The sequence below is a fragment of the Klebsiella sp. RIT-PI-d genome (assembly GCF_001187865.1).
Lineage (GTDB): Bacteria > Pseudomonadota > Gammaproteobacteria > Enterobacterales > Enterobacteriaceae > Superficieibacter.
On the sequence record NZ_LGIT01000007.1, the window covers coordinates 44,881 to 62,442 of the forward strand.

At 51.9% G+C, this 17,562-nt stretch carries 17 protein-coding genes; 11 read left to right on the forward strand and 6 right to left on the reverse strand.

Annotation, left to right across the window (positions count from 1 at the left end; translation table 11 throughout):
- Positions 1-26: 26 nt before the first annotated feature.
- Together kdgT and sodA are read right to left on the reverse strand one after the other, a co-directional pair.
- The gene (gene kdgT, locus AC791_RS06055) at positions 27-1,025 is read right to left on the reverse strand and encodes a 2-keto-3-deoxygluconate transporter (RefSeq protein WP_049839603.1); all 999 of its coding nucleotides are present in this window, start codon (positions 1,023-1,025) and stop codon (positions 27-29) included.
- Between the two features lie 285 nt (positions 1,026-1,310).
- Positions 1,311-1,931, reverse strand: coding sequence for a superoxide dismutase [Mn] (gene sodA / locus AC791_RS06060; protein ID WP_049839604.1), 621 nt, complete (start codon positions 1,929-1,931; stop codon positions 1,311-1,313).
- 287 nt (positions 1,932-2,218) lie between these two features.
- Between sodA and rhaT the strand changes: the two genes are divergently transcribed.
- Positions 2,219-3,253: an L-rhamnose/proton symporter RhaT gene (gene rhaT, locus AC791_RS06065; protein WP_049839605.1), complete on the forward strand. Its 1,035-nt coding sequence runs from the start codon at positions 2,219-2,221 to the stop codon at positions 3,251-3,253.
- Here the strand turns inward: rhaT and rhaR are convergent.
- Both rhaR and rhaS read right to left on the reverse strand, forming a co-directional pair.
- Positions 3,146-4,099, reverse strand: coding sequence for an HTH-type transcriptional activator RhaR (gene rhaR / locus AC791_RS06070; RefSeq protein WP_049839606.1), 954 nt, complete (start codon positions 4,097-4,099; stop codon positions 3,146-3,148). The genes rhaT and rhaR overlap by 108 nt on opposite strands.
- 75 nt (positions 4,100-4,174) lie before the next feature.
- The gene (rhaS, locus tag AC791_RS06075) at positions 4,175-5,011 is read right to left on the reverse strand and encodes an HTH-type transcriptional activator RhaS (protein ID WP_049839607.1); all 837 of its coding nucleotides are present in this window, start codon (positions 5,009-5,011) and stop codon (positions 4,175-4,177) included.
- A 290-nt stretch (positions 5,012-5,301) separates the two neighbouring features.
- Between rhaS and rhaB the strand changes: the two genes are divergently transcribed.
- The 5 genes from rhaB to rhaM all read left to right on the forward strand — a co-directional run bounded on the left by rhaB (position 5,302) and on the right by rhaM (position 10,445).
- Positions 5,302-6,771: a rhamnulokinase gene (rhaB, locus tag AC791_RS06080; protein WP_049839608.1), complete on the forward strand. Its 1,470-nt coding sequence runs from the start codon at positions 5,302-5,304 to the stop codon at positions 6,769-6,771.
- A complete protein-coding gene (gene rhaA / locus AC791_RS06085; RefSeq protein WP_049839609.1) occupies positions 6,768-8,027 on the forward strand; it encodes an L-rhamnose isomerase in 1,260 nt (419 codons plus the stop codon). The genes rhaB and rhaA overlap by 4 nt, the downstream gene beginning before the upstream one ends.
- A gap of 75 nt (positions 8,028-8,102) precedes the next feature.
- Entirely contained in the window at positions 8,103-8,933 is an 831-nt protein-coding gene (gene rhaD / locus AC791_RS06090) for a rhamnulose-1-phosphate aldolase (protein WP_049839610.1), read from the forward strand.
- Between the two features lie 52 nt (positions 8,934-8,985).
- The gene (fucO, locus tag AC791_RS06095; protein ID WP_049839611.1) at positions 8,986-10,134 is read left to right on the forward strand and encodes a lactaldehyde reductase; all 1,149 of its coding nucleotides are present in this window, start codon (positions 8,986-8,988) and stop codon (positions 10,132-10,134) included.
- The gene (gene rhaM / locus AC791_RS06100; RefSeq protein ID WP_049839612.1) at positions 10,131-10,445 is read left to right on the forward strand and encodes an L-rhamnose mutarotase; all 315 of its coding nucleotides are present in this window, start codon (positions 10,131-10,133) and stop codon (positions 10,443-10,445) included. The genes fucO and rhaM overlap by 4 nt, the downstream gene beginning before the upstream one ends.
- Before the next feature lie 108 nt (positions 10,446-10,553).
- Here rhaM and AC791_RS06105 read toward each other — a convergent pair whose 3' ends face one another.
- On the reverse strand, positions 10,554-11,951 hold the full coding sequence (locus AC791_RS06105) for a carbohydrate porin (protein WP_049839613.1): 1,398 nt from the start codon (positions 11,949-11,951) through the stop codon (positions 10,554-10,556).
- A gap of 450 nt (positions 11,952-12,401) precedes the next feature.
- Here AC791_RS06105 and AC791_RS06110 point away from each other — a divergent pair, with 450 nt between their 5' ends.
- From AC791_RS06110 to AC791_RS06120, 3 genes are all read left to right on the forward strand, one after another.
- Entirely contained in the window at positions 12,402-13,712 is a 1,311-nt protein-coding gene (locus tag AC791_RS06110; RefSeq protein WP_049839614.1) for a 6-phospho-beta-glucosidase, read from the forward strand.
- 36 nt (positions 13,713-13,748) lie between these two features.
- Positions 13,749-14,999, forward strand: coding sequence for a PTS sugar transporter subunit IIC (locus tag AC791_RS06115; RefSeq protein WP_049839615.1), 1,251 nt, complete (start codon positions 13,749-13,751; stop codon positions 14,997-14,999).
- A 114-nt stretch (positions 15,000-15,113) separates the two neighbouring features.
- Entirely contained in the window at positions 15,114-15,842 is a 729-nt protein-coding gene (locus AC791_RS06120) for a GntR family transcriptional regulator (RefSeq protein WP_049839616.1), read from the forward strand.
- 11 nt (positions 15,843-15,853) lie between these two features.
- Here AC791_RS06120 and AC791_RS06125 read toward each other — a convergent pair whose 3' ends face one another.
- Positions 15,854-16,402: a helix-turn-helix domain-containing protein gene (locus AC791_RS06125; protein ID WP_049839617.1), complete on the reverse strand. Its 549-nt coding sequence runs from the start codon at positions 16,400-16,402 to the stop codon at positions 15,854-15,856.
- A 102-nt stretch (positions 16,403-16,504) separates the two neighbouring features.
- On the opposite strand from AC791_RS06125, the gene AC791_RS06130 reads away from it, so the two are divergent.
- Positions 16,505-17,167 (forward strand): AzlC family ABC transporter permease, encoded by a 663-nt coding sequence (locus tag AC791_RS06130; RefSeq protein ID WP_049839618.1) that lies wholly within the window; start codon positions 16,505-16,507, stop codon positions 17,165-17,167.
- On the forward strand, positions 17,167-17,490 hold the full coding sequence (locus AC791_RS06135) for an AzlD domain-containing protein (RefSeq protein ID WP_049839619.1): 324 nt from the start codon (positions 17,167-17,169) through the stop codon (positions 17,488-17,490). The genes AC791_RS06130 and AC791_RS06135 overlap by 1 nt, the downstream gene beginning before the upstream one ends.
- Positions 17,491-17,562: the final 72 nt, after the last annotated feature.

Genomic DNA, 17,562 nt, shown 5'->3' on the forward strand with positions numbered 1-17,562 from the left:
GGGCTTCTTCAGTGAAATACGTTGTACTATTTTACGGTGCCGAGCACATCGGCTTTGGCTGCTTCGATCCGGGCTGCTCTGGCTTTCACCTTCCGTGACCAGATTGAGGTCAGAATCGGTACCAGGATAGAGGTGACGATGACCGATGTTGCGACCAGCGCCGTTGCTGCAGGTGCCATAGGTCTGAATTCCGGGATCATCTCTGCAATCAGTACCGGTGTTGCGACTGCGGCACCCGCTGAACTGGATGCGGCAACCCCGGCAGTACCATCGCCGCCGCCAATCAGTCTGTCGGCAATAATCAATGGAATACCGGTCACAACAATTACTGACAGGCCCAGCAGAATACCCAGAAGACCGGTTTGTGCAATAACGGTTAAATCAATCGTGTTACCCAGCGCAAAGGCGAAGAATGGGATCAACGTTTGTACGGCTTTGCTGAAGAATTCACGTAATTCCGGATCGAGGTTGCCCAGCGCAAAACCAATCAGGAAGGGTAATACAGCACCGACGAAGACATGCGGTTCAAATGAGGCGATACCCGCCGTACCCAGAATGACCATCGTCATCAGCGGGCCAGATTCCAGCGACATCAGCACAAAAGCACCAGCTTCTTCTTTTGTTCCGTACTGCTGCATGATGGAGGCATACAGACCGCCGTTGGTCATATCCATCGCGGCGACCAGCGCCAGAGTCGAGAGTCCGGCGAAGAACCCTACTTCCACGCCGTGCTCGGGGATGATGCGTGATGCGATTGCCGCGACCAGCCAGGCGACAGCAATTTTAGTGACGACCAGCGTACCGGATTTACGCAGGACCGTGCCCGTTGCACTCAGTTTAATCGAGGCACCCATACAGAAAAACCAGACTGCCAGAATCGGCACCGTACCGGTGATCATACCGTTAGTGAACGATCCAAAATATTTTCCTGCACCCGGCGCAAAGGTATGGCACAGCGCGCCGAGGAACAGCGGGACGAGCATCATGCCGCCCGGAATTTTTTCTATCTTGCGTTTAATCTGCATCTTCTTCACCTGTAAGCATAAAAATAGGGCAATTTTTATGGGTGGATGCATCCCGTATTGAAGATGCCTCCGCGTCGATGAACGCAAGATAATCATTCAGCGAAACTATAAAAGTGATCGTAGCCACACAAATTGAAACGCAGTTTCTATTTTAATGGATCATTGTTTTTTATTTGATGCAGATCACCATAGCACCCTGAAACGCAGCGCAAAAAAAAGCCTCCGCGGCATTACCAGCGGAGGCTTCTACCCTGCACAAGCGTGCAGGGTAATCATCTTTAAAACTTATTTTTTAGCCGCGAAACGCGCCGCAGCTTCGTCCCAGTTCACTACGTCCCAGAATGCTTTGGTGTAGTCCGGGCGACGGTTCTGGTATTTCAGGTAGTAAGCGTGTTCCCACACATCCAGACCAATGATCGGGAAGCCAGAAACGCCGGCAACCGCTTCACCCATCAGCGGGGAATCCTGGTTGGCAGTAGAAACCACGGCCAGTTTGTCGTCTTTCAGTACCAGCCATGCCCAGCCGGAACCAAAGCGCGTCGCCGCCGCTTTCTCAAATTCTTCTTTGAATTTTTCTACCGAACCAAAATCACGCTCAATGGCGGCTTTCAGATCGCCCTGCAGGGTCGTGTCTTTTTTCAGACCTTTCCAGAACAGGCTGTGGTTCGCGTGACCGCCCGCGTTGTTACGCAGTACGGTTTTCTTGTCCGCCGGAACTTGATCCAGTTTGGTAATCAGTTCTTCAACCGGCAGGTTAGCCAGTTCAGGCAGGCTTTCCAGCGCGGCGTTGGCGTTATTGACATAGGTCTGGTGATGTTTGGTGTGATGGATCTCCATCGTCTGCTTATCGAAATGCGGTTCAAGGGCATCGTAGGCATACGGCAGGGATGGCAGTGTATAGCTCATAATCATCTCCATTATTGTCTGGCGGCAGAAGTGTTAACGCCGCGTAAGCAGTTGGTTCATTATAGTTAATTAAATGATATTGAAAATGTTTATCAATGCCGTAGTTTTTATAAGGATATAACTTTCTGTTCTGAAGCCAAATTTGTGAGCTTGCTCATTGCATTAACCGGTTCATTGCCAGCCCGACACGTAAGGCGGCAGTCCGCTGAAGGTTAATCTATTGCACAATTTTTACACTCATCAGGTCGGGGAGGGTTTACCGACCATAAAAAGATGAGGATAAAGACATGAGCAACATGATTACGATGGGTATTCTTTGGCATCTGATCGGCGCAGCCAGTGCAGCCTGTTTCTATGCCCCGTTTAAAAAGGTAAAAGGCTGGTCGTGGGAAACCATGTGGTCCGTCGGCGGAACGGTCTCATGGTTGATTTTACCCTGGACCATCAGCGCGCTGCTGCTACCTGACTTCTGGGCCTATTACCGTTCCTTCAGTGCTTCTACGCTGCTACCGGTTTTTCTGTTCGGCGCAATGTGGGGCATTGGTAATATCAATTATGGTCTGACCATGCGCTATCTTGGCATGTCGATGGGGATTGGGATCGCGATTGGCATTACGCTTATCGTCGGTACCCTGATGACGCCCATTCTTAACGGCAATTTTGACGTATTGATCACCACACACGGCGGTCGTATGACGCTGACTGGCGTGCTGGTCGCACTTATTGGGGTCGGGATTGTCACCCACGCGGGTCAGCTGAAAGAACGTAAAATGGGGATTAAAGCTGAAGACTTTAACCTGAAGAAAGGGCTGCTGCTGGCGGTAATGTGTGGCATCTTTTCTGCGGGTATGTCGTTTGCGATGAATGCGGCAAAACCGATGCATGAGGCCGCCGCCGCGCTGGGGGTCGATCCGCTGTACGTTGCGCTACCCAGTTACGTGGTGATTATGGGCGGCGGAGCGCTGATTAATCTGGGCTTCTGTTTTATTCGCCTGGCAAAATTAAAGAATCTGTCGGTAAAAGCAGACTTCTCGCTGCCAAAGCCGCTGATCGTCAGCAATATTCTGCTCTCCGCGCTGGGCGGACTAATGTGGTATTTGCAATTCTTCTTTTACGCCTGGGGGCATGCACGTATTCCGCCGCAGTATGACTATATCAGCTGGATGCTGCATATGAGTTTCTATGTCTTGTGCGGCGGGATTGTAGGCCTGGTATTAAGAGAGTGGAATAATGCCGGGCGTCGTCCGGTCAGTGTACTTAGCCTTGGCTGCGTGGTGATTATCGTCGCCGCCAATATTGTCGGGCTGGGTATGGCAGGTTAACCAGGCCGCATCCCGACTACGATGACGCCATTGTCCCGGCGTCATCCCTATTTCACGATTAAACACCACGGAAAAATAGTTACTGTCTTCAAACCCGCACTGCATGGCGATGTCGACGATCAGCATTTCTGTGTGCTGCAACAAATATTGCGCATGGCAAATACGCAGCTGGCGCAGATACTGACTAATGGTCATGCCCGTCTGACGACGAAACTGCTGGCGGAGCGCACGCGCGCTGCCGTGCTCCTGTACGCAAAAATCGTCAAGGATAAAAGGACGATCCAGGCTGCCCGCCAGCGCAGTAATCAGCTTATCAAGCAGCGGCTCCCGCGACATTGCCAAAAGGTTATCCACCGTGTATCGATGCCTTTTCAGCGTGACCACCAGTTGCGCCAGCAGAAGTTCAGCCATGTCATTAGTCTGGTCATCATGGTGAGCGCTTTCATGCTCCAGTTGAGAAATCACCTGCCGCGCCTGGTTCATGCCGCTGCTGCTTAAGCGCCAGTGCGCACGCGGATCGTGGCATCCAAAGCCGGGAATATAGGCAGCCCAGTCAAGATCGAGAGTTAACCGGTCAGGGCAGTAGATAATATTTTGCAGAACCAAATCATTGACTGACGCGTACGAATGTTTGTCTTCGGCACGAATATAAAACAGATCGCCCCGCGTAATGCGATACGGACGGTCGTTAAGAACGTGCAGACCATTCCCGCGCCAGACCAGCACCAGTTCGCAGAACTCGTGAGTATGTTCAGCAAACACATTTTGCGGATAGCGATCTGCCACCGCCACCGCCTGCCCGACGCTGGTGAAGAAGTCGGCTTTACGAAGAATTAACTGGCCCACAGCACGATCACCTCAACGACGAATGGCCAATGATTATCGACCTTCTGTCGGTCAAAAACGTTGACTATCTTCGCGTTACTGAAGAATACCGTCACGTCCCTGGCGAATATCACGCGGTGACCAGGAGAATTCCCGGCGAAAAAGCGTCGAAAAGTGGTTACTGTCGCCAAAACCACAGCGATAAGCGATATCTGTGACGCTTTCGTCACTGTGACGGAGCAAATGCCGCGCCTTAATCAGGCGCAGTCGGTTGAGATAGCGCTGCGGGGTTAAACCCGTATATTGCTTAAGCTGGCGATGCAACGTGCGCAGCGAGAGTGAAAAATGTCCGGCCAGGCTTTCCCAGCACACATCGTCAGAGAAATGGTCGTCAAGCCAGGCAATAAGCTGATTGAGCCGGGCATCGTTATCTTCCGCCCCCTCTGCCAGGCTGCCCTTACGCAGCAGCACCAGAAGTTGCATAAACAGTAACTCACGGTTCGCCCGCGCCGGCGCGTCCGGCTGCTCACCTTCCTGATCAAGCTGGCTAACAAGCTGCCGCACCTGCGTCAGGATGGCCTGATTAACCCGCCAGTGCGACGGATAATGCCCGTCATGCTCCTGAGGCAGCAGTAAATTCAGGCCGCTCAAAAACTGAAAGGCTTCCGGCGATCGATAAAGCACATTAGTCAGACACAAATTATCGGTGTGCTCATACAGATGGCGGTCGTGATCGCGAACAAAACAAATTGTCCCGCCGCTGATGGTGTAGGGCTGGCCATTAAAAACGTGAACCCCGGTACCGTGCTCAACAATAACGATTTCATGAAAATCATGATGATGTTCCGGGAATGCCGATTGCGGAAGACGTTGTTCGATGGCCACTGGCGAACTACCTGACGGAAAAAAATCCACGCTGTGAAGTACGGTCATAAGAGTCGCTACCAGTGAGAAGAATTCTCATCATAGTAATTAAGGCATATCTTTCTGACCTTGAAATTTTGACAACAAAGCGCGCAAAGCGTGCCGATTTTTCAAGAAACGCGAGGAAAGCGTCGGAAATGCGGCAGCTATCACAGATCCACTTTCACAGAAAAACGTGAGCTTCCTCACGTTCACCTTTGCTTTCTTGCCAGCGCTCTACACCCTCTGTCAGTAGCGAGAAGGTACCAACAGAACGTCTTTTTTAGACTGTCATCAATGACTCTACGAAGGACCACATCATGACTTTTCGCCATTGCGTCGCTATTGATTTAGGCGCATCCAGCGGGCGTGTAATGCTTGCACGTTACGATCGCGAACAGCGCCTTCTCACGCTGCGTGAAATGCATCGTTTCACTAACTGCCTGCAAAAAGTAGCCGGTTTTGATTGCTGGGATGTTGATAGCCTTGAAGCAGAGATTCGCCACGGTCTCAAGAAGATCTGCGCAGCAGGCGTGCTGATCGACAGTATCGGTGTGGATACCTGGGGCGTGGATTATGTGCTGCTCAACAGCAAAGGTGAACGCGTCGGCCTTCCCATTGCCTATCGCGATAATCGCACTGACGGGGTAATGGCGCAGGCCGCTCGTCAACTGGGTAAAGCAGAAATTTATCGCCGCAGCGGTATTCAATTTCTGCCGTTTAATACGATTTATCAGCTTCGCGCGCTGGTCCACCAGCAGCCTGATGTTACTCATGATGTCGCTCATGCGCTGCTCATTCCCGATTACTTCAGTTATCGCCTGACCGGTGAGATGAACTGGGAATATACCAACGCCACCACCACTCAACTGGTCAATATCAATACCGACAATTGGGATGAAATGTTGCTGAACTGGACGGGGGCTGACGCCGCATGGTTCGGTAAGCCCACGCATCCTGGCAATGTAATTGGTCACTGGATCTGTCCGCAGGGTAATGCCATTCCGGTCGTCGCAGTCGCCAGCCATGATACGGCCAGCGCGGTTATTGCCGTGCCGCTGGAAGTAAAAGATGCAGCGTGGATCTCCTCCGGCACCTGGTCACTGATGGGGTTTGAAAGTAAAACACCGTATACCAGCGACAGCGCGCTGGCCGCCAATATCACCAACGAGGGCGGCGCAGAAGGTCGTTATCGGGTGCTAAAAAATATTATGGGCCTGTGGCTACTTCAGCGCGTCATCGCTGAGCAGAACATCACTGATTTGCCGGACCTCATCTCCCGCACATCTGCGCTGCCCGCCTGCCGCTTTGTGATTAATCCCAATGACGATCGCTTTATCAATCCAGCCAATATGAGCGCAGAAATTCAGGCCGCCTGCCGTGAAACCGAGCAACTCGTCCCGGCCAGCGATGCGGAGCTGGCACGCTGCATTTTCGACAGCCTCGCCATTCTGTATGCCAACGTTCTGGACGAACTGGCGCACCTGCGCGGTAAACCGTTCAGCCAGTTGCATATTGTCGGCGGCGGCTGCCAGAACCAGTTACTCAATCAACTGTGCGCTGACGCCTGCGGCATTACGGTGATTGCCGGGCCTGTTGAAGCTTCAACGCTTGGCAATATCGGCGTGCAGTTAATGACGCTGGATGAACTGAGCAATGTTAGCGATTTTCGCAAGGTGGTGGTTTCTAACCACCACCTGATCACCTTTACCCCTCATCCTGATAATGAGATCGCGCGTTACATCGCGCAATCACAGACCCCACGACAGACAAAGGAGCTTTGCGCATGACGACCTCACTTGAACACGCCTGGGAACTCGCGAAACAGCGTTTTGCCGCTACAGGGATTAATGTCGAGGAGGCGCTGCGCCAGCTCGATCGCCTGCCGGTATCTATGCACTGCTGGCAGGGCGATGATGTTGCCGGTTTCGAAAATCCGGAGGGTAACCTGACCGGTGGCATTCAGGCGACCGGGAATTACCCAGGCAAAGCGCGTAATGCGGCCGAGCTTCGTGCGGATCTGGAGTTAGCATTCAGCCTTATTCCGGGTCCGAAACGGCTTAACTTACATGCGATTTATCATGAAGCGGAAACGCCGGTGTCCCGCGACCAAATCAAACCAGAACATTTCAAAAACTGGGTAGCGTGGGCCAAAGTTAATAAGCTGGGACTGGATTTTAACCCCTCCTGCTTCTCTCATCCGCTGAGTGCCGATGGCTTTACGCTCTCACATGCCGACCCTGAAATTCGCCGGTTCTGGATCGACCACTGCAAAGCAAGCCGTCGCGTATCTGCCTATTTTGGCGAACAGTTGGGCACGCCGTCAGTGATGAATATCTGGGTTCCGGACGGCATGAAAGATGTCACCGTAGATCGCCTTGCGCCACGTCAGCGCCTGCTGGAAGCGCTGGATGAAGTGATCGGCGAAAAGCTGGACCCGGCGCATCACATTGATGCTGTTGAAAGCAAGCTGTTTGGGATCGGCGCAGAAAGCTACACCGTTGGCTCTAACGAGTTTTATATGGGATATGCCACCAGCCGTCAGACCGCACTGTGCCTTGATGCAGGCCACTTTCATCCGACGGAAGTTATCTCCGACAAAATCTCCGCCGCCATGCTCTACGTGCCGCGCCTGCTGCTGCACGTCAGCCGTCCGGTCCGCTGGGACAGCGATCACGTGGTCCTGCTGGATGATGAAACCCAGGCCATTGCCAGTGAAATTATCCGTCACGATTTGTTCGACCGCGTACACATTGGCCTCGATTTCTTCGATGCGTCTATTAACCGTATTGCGGCATGGGTGATCGGCACCCGCAACATGAAAAAAGCCCTGCTGCGCGCCCTGCTGGAACCCACTGACATGCTGCGCCAGCTGGAAGATGCTGGCGATTACACCGCGCGTCTGGCCCTGCTGGAAGAACAAAAATCGCTGCCGTGGCAGGCAGTATGGGAGATGTATTGCCAGCGTCACGATACGCCAGCCGGCAGTCAGTGGCTGGAGAATGTGCGCGGCTATGAAAAAGATATTTTGAGTCAGCGCGGCTGATATCCCCTCATCCCTGCCCTCTCCCTGAGGGTGAGGAGCAGCACGCTATCTGGCCTTTTTAAGGAACGTAAAACAATGCAGACTATTATCCATTCCTGGTTTGTCCAGGGCATGATCAAAGCCACTTCCGATGCATGGCTGAAAGGCTGGGATGAGCGCAACGGCGGCAATCTGACGCTACGCCTGGATGCTGCTGACGTGGCGCCCTACGAATCTGATTTCCATGCTCAGCCGCGCTATATCGCGCTCAGTCAACCCATGCCGTTACTGGCCAATACCGCCTTCATCGTCACCGGCTCCGGCAAATTCTTTCGCAATGTACAACTCGATCCGGCAGCCAATCTCGGCGTGGTAAAAGTCGATAGCGACGGTGCGGGCTATCACATTCTGTGGGGATTAACCCACGAGGCGGTGCCGACGTCCGAGTTACCCGCGCACTTTCTGTCACACTGCGAACGCATCAAAGCCACCGGCGGTAAAGATCGGGTGATCATGCACTGCCATGCGACCAACCTGATCGCGCTGACCTATGTACTGGACAACGACAGCGCGTTGATCACCCGCAAACTGTGGGAAGGCAGCACTGAATGCCTGGTCGTTTTCCCCGATGGCGTCGGGATACTGCCGTGGATGGTGCCGGGCACCGACGAAATCGGTCAGGCCACCGCACGCAATATGCAGCAACACTCACTGGTCCTGTGGCCGTTCCACGGCGTGTTTGGCAGCGGTCCGACGCTCGATGAAACCTTTGGCCTTATCGACACAGCGGAAAAATCGGCAGACGTATTAGTGAAAGTGCTCTCAATGGGCGGCATGAAACAGACTATCACTCGCGACCAGCTGATTGCCCTCGGCAAACGTTTTGGCGTGACGCCGATGGCAAGCGCACTCGAACTGTACGCCTGAGATCATCACGCCCCGCGCATTCAGTCGGGGCGTAATTTTATGGAGAACTATCATGAGTTTTATGTTGGCGCTGCCGAAAATCAGCCTGCACGGCGCAGGTGCAATCGGCGATATGGTCAAACTGGTGGCGGAGAAACAGTGGGGTAAGGCACTTATTGTTACCGACGGCCAACTGATCAAACTGGGTCTGCTCGATAGCCTGTTTACCGCACTGGACGCGCATGAAATGTCGTATCATCTGTTTGATGATGTCTTCCCTAATCCAACTGAAGCTCTGGTTCAGGAAGGTTATGCCGCATATCAGGATGCAAAATGTGATTACCTGATTGCCTTCGGTGGCGGTAGCCCGATTGATACGGCGAAAGCGATAAAAATTCTGACGGCGAACCCTGCGCCGTCGACGGCTTATTCTGGCGTGGGCAAGGTGAAAAATGCCGGTGTGCCGCTGGTCGCCATTAATACCACGGCCGGAACGGCTGCCGAGATGACCAGCAACGCCGTGATTATTAATAGCGAACGTCAGGTTAAAGAAGTTATTATCGATCCGAATATTATTCCGGATATCGCAGTTGATGATGCCAGCGTCATGCTGGAAATCCCCGCATCCGTAACGGCTGCGACCGGAATGGATGCGCTGACACATGCGATAGAAGCCTATGTCTCCGTAGGTGCTCATCCGCTGACTGACGCCAATGCGCTGGAGTCTGTCCGCCTGATCGCGCAGTGGCTGCCAAAAGCGGTCGATAATGGTCACGATCTGGCTGCCCGGGAGCAAATGGCGTTTGGCCAGTATCTGGCCGGAATGGCATTTAACAGCGCCGGTCTTGGCCTGGTCCATGCTCTGGCGCATCAGCCTGGCGCGACGCATAACCTGCCGCACGGCGTCTGTAACGCCATTTTGTTACCTGTCATCGAAAATTTTAATCGTCCACATGCCGTGGCCCGCTTTGCCCGCATCGCACAGGCCATGGGCGTAGAGACGCGCGGTATGAGTGATGATGCTGCCAGCCAGGAAGCCATTAAGGCGATTCGTGCCTTGAGTCACCGGGTCGGTATCCCGTCAGGCTTCAGCAAGCTTGGCATCACCAAAGATGATATTGAAGGCTGGCTGGATAAGGCACTTGCCGATCCCTGCGCGCCCTGTAATCCGCGCCCTGCAACGCGCAATGACGTCCGCGAGCTGTATCTGGAGGCATTATGATCCGCAAAGCCTTTGTCATGCAGGTAAATGCTAATGCCCATGAGGAGTATCAGCGTCGTCATAATCCGATCTGGCCCGAACTGGAAGAGACGCTAAAAGCACATGGCGCACATCATTACGCTATCTGGCTCGATAAAGAACGTAATCTGCTGTTTGCTACCGTAGATATTGAGTCGGAAGAGCGCTGGAACGCGGTTGCGGGTACGGAGGTCTGCCAGCGCTGGTGGCAATATATGCGCGACGTGATGCCCGCCAACCCGGACAACAGCCCGATTAGCAGCGAACTGACCAGTGTGTTTTACCTGGTGTAACTCTCGCGAGTTGCTGCTGTAGGCCCGGTAAATACAGCGCCGCCGGGCACATCCCTCTAACAGCCATTAAAAAACGCCTGGTATCAGGCGTTTTTTGCATCACAGACTTTAGAAATAATATTTGAAACGCAGACGTGCACCATAGCGGTCGTCGTCACTGGAAATGTCTTCGTCGCTCTGGATCTGAGACCAGTAAGCACCGAGATAGATATTGAAATTCTGCATATCCATTACGTTCGGGATCAGATATGACGCATGAACGGTATGAATATCGTAAGTGCCTTCATCGCTGATCCAGCAGTCATTATCGCATACTACGCCATTAAAATCGTCGATCTTATTATGCGCATAAATGTAGCCCAGCTCAAAATTTCTCCACAGCGCGTTGGTTGCTGCAGTGAAGTCTTGCTCACTGTCTGCGTCCATGTAAGCGGTATTCACGTTCAGGACAACACCGTCAACCGGATCGTTTTTTAACCCGTTCCAGGTCATGGTTAAACCATAACCGGTACGATCGGATTGGTCCACCAGGTCGCCTTTGCTGTTGTAATAGCCATAGGCATTGTTAACGACGTTAGATTCCATTGCCGCAGAGAAAGATAATGCGCTAGTGGCTGACCACGACACCACCGGGCGCAAATAAACGACATTTTTCTCTTTTGTCATTTCGCGACCATGATAAGTCCGCCCGTCGGCCTGAACATTATCACTGTCGGCATAAAGTGATGCGCCATCTTCAATCAGGGAGTTCAGCTCAAAATACCAGTTCTCAAGCTGTTTACTCAGCAGAAAATTACCCCCCGCATCAGAACGACCGCGCCCTTCTTTCATCATATAGATATAGCCCTGGCCATCGCTATACAGGTCATTCGCGGTATTGCCAGAATGCTCAACAAACGTATCCTGATTAAGCGGGAACATGTCGAACGCTTCGAAGCGCCCTACTTTCACTTTCCAGTCATTTTCCTGACCAAAATGGAAATAGGCATCATCAAGATTCATTGAGCCATACATATCGGCCAACGGCTGGATAGAGAATCCGGCGTAGCGGCCGTCGTCCAGTTTACGCATCCCATCGAAACCAATCAGAATACGACCATCCATATCCCATTGTTCAGTTGTGTGATCCTCATTAAGTTTGGTCAACGTCCCCCGGCGGCTCTCTGCGTCCATATTATATTCGACGTCGCCATAAATTTTTAAATCACCGTAGCCGCTCAGCAACAGATTAGGTGTGGAGGCATTTTTTTTAGTTTCTATCTCAGGCGTTTGGCCATTAACCGGCGTATTACCCTGAGCATCTTTAATTTTTTTAATTTCAGCTACTTGTTGGATTTGCAGCTGCTGAACTTCATTCTCGGCCTGTGCTGCCCGGTTTTCAGCCGCCTCCAGACGTGCCTCCATCTGTTCCAGACGTTGTTCCAGGGTCATGCTTTGGGTTTTCGCAAACCCGGAGTTAGCAACCGTCAATAATCCTATTGCGACTGCAAGCGCTGTTTTCTTCATTATTACCATTCCTTTTCAATGATCCATTAACTACTAAAATCTATGCTTATGCACACAAATATATCTCTGGTGAATGTCATTTTAATAATTAGCGCATTTGTCCTGCGTGGCTATTACGACAACCACCAGGTAAAAGAACCTGGGGAAATAAAATGAAAACGCAACAAATTACGCGGCAGAATATTATCAAGACCTGCGTGTGTAAATGTCATTAAATACAATAACGTGAGCAAGATAACACTATTCCGCTGAAATAAATTGAACTATAAATGCAGAGTATATAAACAGATAAAGCAGTTACCCCATCAATGTAATAATAACTAAATGACGGTATTACCTGTAATTTACCTGCACTAAGAATTTGTGAGCCATCTCGCTATTTCACCGGGAGGGGATTGATATATTTCTCTTCAATCTGGCATATGCCAGTTATAATTAGTACGAGGCTATATGAAAAAGCTGAAAGTGGTCACTATCGGTGGAGGCTCAGGCTATACCCCGGAACTCATTGATGGTTTCATCCGCCGTTATTCTGAACTTCCCGTCACCGAATACTGGCTGGTGGATATTGAAGCAGGGCGAGAAAAGCTCGCTATTGTGGGGCAGCTGGCGCAAAGGATGGTGAAAAAAGCAGGGCTTCCGATGACGGTTCACCTGACGACCAACCGGCGAGAAGCGCTAAAAGATGCCGATTTTGTCACCACCCAGATTCGCGTGGGTCAGTTGGCGGCCCGTATTCAGGATGAAAAAATTCCCCTGCGCTACGGCGTACTGGGCCAGGAGACCACCGGGCCAGGCGGTTTTATGAAAGCGCAACGTACGATCCCGGTATTGCTGGATATCTGTAAGGACATGGAAGCATTGTGCCCTGATGCATGGATGATCAACTTTACCAATCCAGCCGGTATCGTTACTGAAGCCATTACCAAATACAGCCCGGTAAAATCACTCGGGATCTGTAGCGGGGCCAATAGCATGATGATGGATGTGGCTAACGCGTATGGCGTAGCGCGCAGTGCCATTACGGCGCGTGTAATGGGGCTTAATCATCTTATTTTTGCAGACCAGATTACGCTCAACGGCCGTGACACTACCGCCGACTTTATTGAAAAATTAGCGCAGGGTGCCGGCGCTAATAAGCTTAAAAATATACCGGACCTGGGCTTACCGGCCGACTTTATCCGCGCGCTGAAACTCTATCCCCTCTCCTATCTGAAGTACTTTTATCTCAATCATGAAATGGTGACTCACGAGCAAGAGGAGCAGAGTACCGGCGGAACGCGCGGCGAGCGTTCGCTGGAAATAGAACATGCGTTGCTTGAGCTGTATAAAAATCCGATGCTGTGCGAGAAACCCGCAGAGCTGTCAAGCCGTGGCGGTGCCTGGTATTCTGACACTGCATGTTCAATTATTAGCTCCATTTATAACAACAAACACGAAATCCACGTGGTGAACGTAGCGAACCGGGGAACGACGCCGGATCTGCCTGACGAAGCGGTTATCGAAACCAGCGCAGTCATTGATTCACTCGGCGCGCATCCGCTGGCGTATGGTCGTCTACCGGTGCGCATTCGGGGATTGATTCAAAGCGTAAAAGCGTTTGAGGAGTTAACGGTTGAGGCGGCAATGACGGGCGATACCGGGACGGCACTGCTGGCACTGGCAAATCATCCTCTCGTCCCCTCGGTTGAGATTGCCCGCCGCATTCTGAATGACTACCTGGCGGCAAACCGTGATTTCCTGCCGCAGTATGCTTTTTGAGGCGATCGCTGAATATCTCATTAAAGGGATTTTTTTATGCAAGACTTCCTGGAAAACAAACTGTTACCCCTCTTAATGCGGGTGGGTAACAACGTCATTCTGGTCGCGGTACGTGATGGTATTTCGTTTACGCTACCGTTTATTATTGCAGGTAGCGTATTCCTGATTATTGCTAACCTGCCAATCCCCGGATGGAGTGCGTTTCTCGGTCCTCATGCTGAGACACTTAGCGTCCCGGTGCAGGCCACGTTTGGCGCAATTGGGCTGATTGCGGCTATCGGTATTAGCTATAATCTGGCGAAGCATTATAAGCTGGATTGCCTGAGCTGTTGCTGTATTACGGTGGCCGTTTTCCTGCTTGCCCAGCTTGATGATACCCATAAAATCAACACGGCTAATTTTGGCGCTGCCGGATTATTTTCGGCGATCGTGTTATCGATTATTACGGTGTATATCGTCCGCTTTTTCGTGGTCAACAAGATCTATCTTCGTCTGCCGGACAGCGTCCCTCCAGCGGTTCTCCAGTCTTTTATTAGTCTGGCACCGGCAATGGCCTGCCTGACGCTGGTATGGCTGGTACGCGTGGTGCTTCATTTTGATATTAACGCGTTTTTCACGCTGGTCCTGAGTCCGCTGGTTATGGGCCTTGATACGCTGCCGGGAATACTGATCCTGGTCGCGCTTATTTCATTGCTGTGGAGCTGTGGTATTCACGGCACCAATGTTCTTTCCGGCATTACCGGCCCCATATTCCTGAAGTTTATTGCCGAAAACACAGACGCTTATTTACGGCATCAGCCAGTGCCGCATATTACGGCTGAGGGCTTCTATAATTTCTTCATTTGTACCGGCGGTTCTGGCGCAACAATGGGGCTGGTACTGGCGATGTTGTTATCGAAAAGTCGCTACTATACGTCACTGGGGCGTATCTCCATTGGTCCGGCACTGTTTTGTATTAATGAACCGGTGATCTTCGGCGTACCGATGGTTTTCAACCCGATGATGATGCTGCCTCTGATTTTAACGCCGATGACTCTTTGTACCTGCTCGTATCTGCTAATGCAATTTGGCATTATTGGTCGCCCGATCTTTCAAATCCCCTGGACGATGCCGCCTGTTCTCAACGGGTATTTTGTCACTGGCGGCAATATTCCTGCCGCAGTCTGGTCCGGCTGCATGGTTCTTATTTCAACGGTGATATATTACCCGTTCTTTCGTATTCTGGAACGTAAACAACTGGCCATTGAACAACAGGAAGCGGCGGCGTTAGCTGTCAGCGACGCATAATCCGGCTTACCGGGTAACATCCGCTTACCCGGCTTTTCTGAAGAGGTCTTTGATTTTCCGCAGGAGAATTAATGCTACACTCTTCCCCTTCTTTCGATATCAAGATCCCGCACAATGGTTGCTCGCTACATTCAGATAAAAAATGCGATAAAAAAGCAGATCCTGAGTAGTACATGGCAGGTGGGTGAAAAAATCCCGTCAGAGCGCGAACTGGCCGCAGAATATGGTGTTACGCGGGTCACGTTGCAAAAAGCAATGCATATGCTTGAGCAGGAAGGGTTTATTGAGCGCATCCACGGTAAGGGAATGTTTGTTACCCGCGCTATCGAAGATGATGTCTTTATGCTCAATGACGGAACCAGCAATTCAGTGCAGGGATTTTCCCGGGAATTTAATGGCCAGGCTATCATCACCAGCCGTCTTATTTGTCACCAGCGTCTTCCGGCAGATAACATCACGGCCCGTTATCTTGAGCTGGATGCGGGTGAGCCAGTGCATTTTATTCGCCGCATCCGCCTGATTGATGACGTGCCGGTACTGGTTGAAGACTCGTGGATAAATTGCACGATTATTCCGCTGATCCCGTCAAGGATACTGGAAGAAGGTTCTCTGTATGAATATATCGAGCATATCACCGGCAAGAAGATAAAGTTTTACAGCTCGGTCATTGAAGCCGATCTGTTTAATGATGAGCTGGCGACGCTGCTTGCCATTCCCTCCGGGCGTCCCATGCTCAAAGTGTCCGGCGTCACCAAACTGGAAGATGGCACGGCGTTTAACTACTCCTTCAGCTATAACCGCGCAGATAAGTTTAAAATCAAAAATAACTGGGTAGGGAAATAATCTGCCCGGCATCAGTTTTGTTCGGCGACCAGAATGGCCTGGGTATCCGGCTCCAGCGCTTTGAAGATATGCTCCCGATCGCCCGGATAACAAATATAATCCCCTTCGTTTAACTCCTCTGGTGCCTCAATCAGCCCCACCAGCGCCCGTCCCTGCGTTACGATAATATGTTCAACCGACCCCAGAGGATGCGGATGCGAGATGCGATCGGCCCCGGGCTGAGTGAGTAAAAGGTAAATATCACGACGCGCGCCGGGTGGACAGGTCGCCAGTAATACCGCCTGGTAGTGCGCTTGTTCAGCTGTCACCTTACTCCCCTCGCCCCGGCGGATGACCTGAGTGACATGCTGCTGGGGTTCAAGCAGGCGGGCAAACGGAATATCCAGCGCCACGCACAGCGCCCACAGTGTTTCCAGACTGGGATTACCATTCCCTGATTCCAGCTGCGAAAGCGTAGATTTAGCGATCCCGGCGCGGCGGGCAATTTCGGCCAGCGATAGTCCGGTTCTCTGCCGCTCGCGGACCAGACTTCTGGCAATCGTGCTAATGGGCTGCGTCATAAAAATTCCTGATGTTTTATATAGTGAACGAATCGTTCGACTTGAAAAACGACATTACTGTGTTCATTATAATGGATACCCGTTCATTATGGCGATAAACGTATGTCTCTCTCCCTCTTTTCCTGCCTGAAAGGCGACACAATAAAGGCGATATTGTTAGTCTGTCTGGCTGTTGGCGTTGTTGGCGCGTCTTATGGTTCGCTGGCGATGGCCTACGGTTTTCCCCTCTGGCTGCCGCTGCTACTGTCTATCGTAGTGCTTGCTGGTGCCTCAGAGTTTATGTTTATCGGCATTATTGCCAGCGGTGGCAATCCTCTGGCGGCGGCGGTGGCAGGATTGCTGGTAAATGCCCGGCATTTTCCGTTTGGCGTGACCGTACGCGAACTGGTTGGAAAAGGTGCAATGAGTCTTATTGGCTGCCATATCATGAATGATGAAAGCGTAGTGTTTGGGTTATCACAGCCGACACCCGAACAGCGTAAAGCCGCTTTCTGGCTGTGCGGAGCAGGTGTCGCGCTTTTCTGGCCCGTGGGAACATTACTGGGCGCGATGGTAGGTAAAATGCTTCCCTCGCCGGAAACTATCGGTCTTGATGCTATTTTCCCTGCCATTCTTCTGGCTCTGGTCCTGCCTGCTCTGAAGAAGAGAACAACGCTTATCCGGGCTACCAGTGGCGCAGCGATCTCACTTGCCGCCGTGCCGTTCGCACCGGTAGGCCTGCCGGTACTGCTCTCTTTGCTGGGCCTGGCGGCGAGGAAGAAATAATGGCTAACACTTCGTTAATCCTCATCGGCGTGGCCATTCTGTCTATCGGCACCTATTTAATGCGGCTGGGGGGCGCAAAACTGGGCAACCGTCTGGCGCTTTCTGAACGCTCGCAGGCGCTGCTCTCAGACGCGGCAACAACGCTGCTTTTTTCCGTCGCGCTGGCGACCGCGTTATACGAAGGCGGACATTTTGCCGGACTGGCGCGGATACTCGGCGTTGCTTTTGCCGTCTTTCTCGCCTGGCGTAAAACGCCGCTTATTATTGTTATCGTCGCAGCGGCCATCGTGACGGCCCTGTTGCGTCAGGCAGGGATCCCCTGATAAGGGACTCATACCCACGAAATTTCGATGCCACTCTGTCTGGCGACCGGCGGCCGCCAGACAAGAAAAGTG

Bases quoted from the DNA above. Each gene is read 5' to 3' on its own strand.
- sodA (WP_049839604.1), bottom strand. From the start codon at position 1,931: ATGAGCTATACACTGCCATCCCTGCCGTATGCCTACGATGCCCTTGAA.
- rhaM (WP_049839612.1), top strand. From the start codon at position 10,131: ATGATCCGCAAAGCCTTTGTCATGCAGGTAAATGCTAATGCCCATGAG.
- fucO (WP_049839611.1), top strand. From the start codon at position 8,986: ATGAGTTTTATGTTGGCGCTGCCGAAAATCAGCCTGCACGGCGCAGGT.
- AC791_RS06115 (WP_049839615.1), top strand. From the start codon at position 13,749: ATGCAAGACTTCCTGGAAAACAAACTGTTACCCCTCTTAATGCGGGTG.
- AC791_RS06110 (WP_049839614.1), top strand. From the start codon at position 12,402: ATGAAAAAGCTGAAAGTGGTCACTATCGGTGGAGGCTCAGGCTATACC.
- AC791_RS06125 (WP_049839617.1), bottom strand. From the start codon at position 16,402: ATGACGCAGCCCATTAGCACGATTGCCAGAAGTCTGGTCCGCGAGCGG.
- rhaT (WP_049839605.1), top strand. From the start codon at position 2,219: ATGAGCAACATGATTACGATGGGTATTCTTTGGCATCTGATCGGCGCA.
- rhaA (WP_049839609.1), top strand. From the start codon at position 6,768: ATGACGACCTCACTTGAACACGCCTGGGAACTCGCGAAACAGCGTTTT.
- AC791_RS06120 (WP_049839616.1), top strand. From the start codon at position 15,114: ATGGTTGCTCGCTACATTCAGATAAAAAATGCGATAAAAAAGCAGATC.
- rhaS (WP_049839607.1), bottom strand. From the start codon at position 5,011: ATGACCGTACTTCACAGCGTGGATTTTTTTCCGTCAGGTAGTTCGCCA.
- AC791_RS06105 (WP_049839613.1), bottom strand. From the start codon at position 11,951: ATGAAGAAAACAGCGCTTGCAGTCGCAATAGGATTATTGACGGTTGCT.
- rhaD (WP_049839610.1), top strand. From the start codon at position 8,103: ATGCAGACTATTATCCATTCCTGGTTTGTCCAGGGCATGATCAAAGCC.
- rhaB (WP_049839608.1), top strand. From the start codon at position 5,302: ATGACTTTTCGCCATTGCGTCGCTATTGATTTAGGCGCATCCAGCGGG.
- AC791_RS06130 (WP_049839618.1), top strand. From the start codon at position 16,505: ATGTCTCTCTCCCTCTTTTCCTGCCTGAAAGGCGACACAATAAAGGCG.
- AC791_RS06135 (WP_049839619.1), top strand. From the start codon at position 17,167: ATGGCTAACACTTCGTTAATCCTCATCGGCGTGGCCATTCTGTCTATC.
- kdgT (WP_049839603.1), bottom strand. From the start codon at position 1,025: ATGCAGATTAAACGCAAGATAGAAAAAATTCCGGGCGGCATGATGCTC.